Origin of the sequence: Aquimarina amphilecti, from assembly GCF_900109375.1 — a bacterium.
Lineage (GTDB): Bacteria > Bacteroidota > Bacteroidia > Flavobacteriales > Flavobacteriaceae > Aquimarina > Aquimarina amphilecti.
In genome coordinates this window covers 1-1,726 of record NZ_FOAB01000016.1, presented here as the reverse complement: position 1 = coordinate 1,726, position 1,726 = coordinate 1, and the positions used below count along the sequence as shown (strand labels likewise).

Genomic DNA, 1,726 nt, shown 5'->3' with positions numbered 1-1,726 from the left:
TGTACCTACCATTGTAGCACGTGTGTGGCCCAGGACGTAAGGGCCGTGATGATTTGACGTCATCCCCACCTTCCTCGCGGTTTGCACCGGCAGTCTTGCTAGAGTTCCCGACATTACTCGCTGGCAACTAACAACAGGGGTTGCGCTCGTTATAGGACTTAACCTGACACCTCACGGCACGAGCTGACGACAACCATGCAGCACCTTGTAATATGTCCGAAGAAAAGTCTATCTCTAAACCTGTCATACTACATTTAAGCCCTGGTAAGGTTCCTCGCGTATCATCGAATTAAACCACATGCTCCACCGCTTGTGCGGGCCCCCGTCAATTCCTTTGAGTTTCATTCTTGCGAACGTACTCCCCAGGTGGGTTACTTATCACTTTCGCTTAGCCACTCAGACCGAAGTCCGAACAGCTAGTAACCATCGTTTACGGCGTGGACTACCAGGGTATCTAATCCTGTTCGCTACCCACGCTTTCGTCCCTTAGCGTCAATACATTATTAGTGATCTGCCTTCGCAATCGGTATTCTAAGTAATATCTATGCATTTCACCGCTACACTACTTATTCTAACCACTTCATAATGATTCAAGACCTGCAGTATCAATGGCAATTTTCCGGTTGAGCCGAAAACTTTCACCACTGACTTACAGACCCGCCTACGGACCCTTTAAACCCAATGATTCCGGATAACGCTTGGATCCTCCGTATTACCGCGGCTGCTGGCACGGAGTTAGCCGATCCTTATTCGTAGAGTACCGTCAAAGTTCCACACGTGGAACTGTTTCTTCCTCTATAAAAGTAGTTTACAACCCATAGGGCAGTCTTCCTACACGCGGCATGGCTGGATCAGAGTTGCCTCCATTGTCCAATATTCCTCACTGCTGCCTCCCGTAGGAGTCTGGTCCGTGTCTCAGTACCAGTGTGGGGGATCCCCCTCTCAGGGCCCCTATCTATCGATGTCTTGGTAAGCCGTTACCTTACCAACTAACTAATAGAACGCATAGCCATCTTTTAGCAATAAATCTTTAATCATAATGCAATGCTACATCTTGATACTATAAGGTATTAATCCAAATTTCTCTGGGCTATCCCTTACTAAAAGGTAGGTTCTATACGCGTTACGCACCCGTGCGCCGGTCGTCATCTGATGCAAGCACCAATGTTACCCCTCGACTTGCATGTGTTAAGCCTGCCGCTAGCGTTCATCCTGAGCCAGGATCAAACTCTTCATCGTGTATTCTTAAATATTATTTAACAATAACAACAGGAATTTTAAATCGTATCTCAAAAATGCTTCTAGTCTTAATTCTTATTTGTAAAATGATCGTAAATAAATACAACCATAATACGCGCTGTCAATCAATATATCAATGAACTTTTTTAACTAACCGAAAACAATCTTCATTGCCAGTCGTTAATCGTAAATTACCAAGGAATCGAACCCCAAAAATGAACCTAATCACCCTACTCCAGTATAACTTTTATTCTTATGAACTTCGCTTGTTTCTCAAAGCGGGTGCAAATATACAACCACTTTTTAATTCCACAAAACTTTTTTGAAAAAAAATTAAAGTTTTTTTTAGAACCTAAATCAAATTAAAACAAAACAATAAAGCCCCGTAAAACCTAACCTAACAAACAAAATCAATCTCAATGAACTAACAAAACAATATCCCGTTTTGCGGGTGCAAACATACAACCCTTTTTCTAATCAACAACAA

The 1,726-nt window shown here is 42.9% G+C and carries 1 rRNA gene; it reads right to left on the bottom strand.

Annotated features, from left to right (window positions below):
- Positions 1–1,239: ribosomal RNA gene (locus BMY33_RS23240) — 16S ribosomal RNA — on the bottom strand; the annotation flags it as partial.
- Between the last annotated feature and the right edge of the window lie 487 nt (positions 1,240–1,726).